Annotated in this window: 3 protein-coding genes and 1 pseudogene; all 4 read right to left on the reverse strand. The window is 64.0% G+C overall.

Annotated elements, in window-relative coordinates; translation table 11 throughout:
* Nucleotides 1-251 (reverse strand): annotated as a pseudogene (locus WCE35_RS02095) (LLM class flavin-dependent oxidoreductase); the annotation flags it as partial.
* A 226-nt stretch (nt 252-477) separates the two neighbouring features.
* On the reverse strand, nt 478-1,215 hold the full coding sequence (locus WCE35_RS02100) for an NUDIX hydrolase (RefSeq protein WP_424591682.1): 738 nt from the start codon (nt 1,213-1,215) through the stop codon (nt 478-480).
* Between the two features lie 23 nt (nt 1,216-1,238).
* On the reverse strand, nt 1,239-1,679 hold the full coding sequence (locus tag WCE35_RS02105; protein ID WP_424591683.1) for a DUF983 domain-containing protein: 441 nt from the start codon (nt 1,677-1,679) through the stop codon (nt 1,239-1,241).
* On the reverse strand, nt 1,676-3,205 hold a 1,530-nt coding region (locus WCE35_RS02110), incomplete at its 5' end, for a ribonuclease R family protein (RefSeq protein WP_424591684.1). The genes WCE35_RS02110 and WCE35_RS02105, both read right to left, overlap by 4 nt.

The following is a 3,205-nucleotide window of genomic DNA, read 5'->3' on the forward strand; positions in this document are numbered from 1 at the left end:
AACAGCGTGAACGGCTCGAACGAGGTCACGGTGTGGCTGCGCTTCAGCGCCGCGATCGGCATGTTCAGCACTGCCAGATGGTCGGCCATGAAGAAGGCGTCGAACTTGCCGGCCTCCAGTTTCTGGATCAGGCGCTTGATGTGGGAAAAATTGAAATTGGCGTCCGGCCAGGCGCCGGGATAGCGCCAGGCGCCGGTGTGAATGGAGACCGGCCGCATGAACGCGCCGAGCTTCAGTTGACGTTTGGCCATTGCGCCATTTCCGTATGGTTGTCGTTGTGGAGAGATATGGAGTTTCAGGGAACAACGCCATCGGCACAGACGGGAAGAATTTTGCAATTTGACCAGGCGCTGAAGAATAAATCCGCGTCGGTCGTACCGCGTCATTGCGAGCGCAAGCGAAGCAATCCATGGACCGACTGGAAAGATAGAATGGATTGCTTCGTCGCTGGCGCTCCTCGCAATGACGAGAGAGAGCCTACGCCCCCAGCACATCCTTCTGCATCTTGCCGCCGTAAAAATGGAAGAACGGCACGGGCGCGTCATGCTTCAATGGTCCGGTGGCGAGGCGGCGGTCGAGCTCGGCGAGCACGTTTTTGGTCATGGCGTGGGCATCGGCAAATGGTTTCGAGCCGATCTCGACCCAGACCAGTTCCACCAGTTCGGCATCGGCATGGATCACGCCCTCGACGCGGTGGGTGATGCGCGAGGCATCCGCGGTGAAGAAGCGGGTGTCGAAGCGCCTGACGCGGCCGGGCGGGGTGATCGCGCGCGCGATCAGGAACAGGCCGGAGGGATCGGGCAGCAGCCCGGCTTCCGAGAACGGCTTCCAGGGACCGTCGAGCGTTGCCGGTTTTTCGACCCTGCGGCCGAGACAGAGACCGGTTTCCTCACAGGCCTCGCGGATCGCGGCTACCGCCAGCGCGCGTGCGCGCGACGGCGCGATCTTTGGGCTGCCCTTGAGCAGGTTGGCCTCGAGCGCCTGCGGGATTGGTGCTGCGACGGGCACGCGATTGTCCGACTTGTCGACGCGGCCGCCTGGAAACACATATTTGCCCGGCATGAACACCACCTTGTCGTGGCGCCTGCCGACCAGCACCTTCGGCTTGCCGGCCGAGCGATCGATCAGGATCAGCGTCGCGGCATCCTTCGGCCGGAAATAAGGATGGTGATCGGCCTCTTTTTCTTCTCTTTGGGCGGTGGCGGCTTCGGTCATTCCATCCCCGTTTCTTGTCTTGGCTATACCGGAGGAATATCACCGCGGGCATCTTCGTCAAACCCGTGCATCCGCAACGCCCATTGCAGGCCGACCACGGCGCCCTTCACCGGTTGCAACAGCAACAGCGATGCAACGAAGGTGAACGGCAGATAGATCGCAAGCTGCAACCACACCTCGGGCGCGTAGTTGGTCTCGATCCACAGCGCCGCCGGCACCACGATGTGGCCGACGATGACGATGACGAGATAGGCGGGGAGGTCGTCGGCGCGGTGCGGCGTGAAGTCGAGCTGGCACGCCGAACAATTGTCATCGACCTTGAGGAAGGCCCGGAACAGTCTGCCTTGGCCGCAGCGTGGGCAGCGGCCGCGAAACCCGCGCTTCATCGCGGTCCAGAGATCGCGCTTCCCGGCCGGCACGGAATCCCGCGTCCAGTCGCGTGTCGCGGTGCTCACCGTTTTCATGACTTGCCCTTGTTCGATTTGCCCGGTTTTGGCTTGCCGGGCTTGCGATCCTTCTTGCGCGGGCTGCGGCCCGGATGCGCCTTGGCGCTGCGCTGCGGCCCCGAACCTTGGCGTTTTCTGCCGCGCGGAACGAGCTGGCCTGCCGACAGCAATTCGAACCGCAACGCGCCGGCTACTGGCGCTGCTTCTACCAGACGCACGTCGACGACGTCACCCAGCCGGTGCATGGCACCGCTGCGTGAGCCGACCAGCGCGTGGCGGGTCTCGTCGTAATTGAAGTATTCCGTGCCGAGCGTGCGGATCGGGATCAGCCCGTCGGCGCCGGTCTGGTCGAGTTTCACGAACAGCCCGGCGCGGGTGACGCCGGAGATGCGGCCCTGGAAACTGGCGCCGATCCGGTCGGCGAGGAAATGCGCGATCAGCCGGTCGGCGGTCTCGCGCTCCGCCTTCATGGCGCGGCGTTCGGTGACCGAAATCTGCGCGGCGACCTCGCTCAGCGTCTCAAAGGTCTCGTCTTCCGGCAACGCGCCTTCGCCAAGCCCAAGCGCGCGGATCAGCGCACGGTGCACGATCAGGTCGGCATATCGCCGGATCGGCGAGGTGAAATGCGCGTAGCGGCGAAGGTTGAGGCCGAAATGGCCGTAGTTTTCGGCCGAATATTCCGCCTGGGCCTGCGAGCGCAACACCACTTCATTCACCAGCGGTTCGTAATCCTGTCCCTGGACCTCGGTCAGCACGCGGTTGAACAGCGCCGGGCGCAGCGCGCCGCTCCTGGCGAACGACAGATCGAGCGTCTTCAGGAACTCCTGGAGGTTGTGAACCTTCTCCTGGGTCGGTTCATCGTGCACCCGATAGATCAGCGGCAATGCCTTCTTTTCGAGCATTTCGGCCGCGGCGACATTGGCGAGAATCATGAACTCCTCGATCAGCCGGTGCGCATCGAGACGCTCCGGCACGATGATGCGATCGACGGTTCCATCCGGTTTCAGCAGGATCTTGCGCTCGGGCAGATCGAGGTCCAGCGGATCGCGCTCGGCGCGCGCCAGTTTTAGCAGCGCGTAGGCCGCATAAAGCGGTTTCAGGATCGGATCGAGCAGGGGTCCGGTCAAGTCGTCCGGCCGTCCGTCGATCGCGGCCTGCGCCTGCGCGTAACTCAGTTTCGCCGCCGAGCGCATCAGCACGCGATGAAAACTGTGCGAGCGCTTGCGGCCGTCATGGCCGATCACCATCCGCACCGCGAGCGCCCCGCGCGGCTCGCCCGGCACCAGCGAGCAGAGATCGTTGGAGATTCGCTCCGGCAGCATCGGCACCACGCGGTCCGGAAAATACACCGAGTTGCCGCGCAGCAGCGCATCGCGATCGAGCGCCGATCCCGGCCGCACATAGAAGGCGACATCGGCGATCGCGACATGGACGATGGTGCCGCCCTTGTTGGTCGGATCGGTATCCGGCTCGGCATGGACCGCGTCGTCATGGTCCTTGGCGTCGGGCGGATCGATCGTGACGAGCGGCATGCGGCGCCAGTC

This window comes from Bradyrhizobium sp. (genome assembly GCF_049691595.1).
Taxonomy (GTDB): domain Bacteria; phylum Pseudomonadota; class Alphaproteobacteria; order Rhizobiales; family Xanthobacteraceae; genus Bradyrhizobium.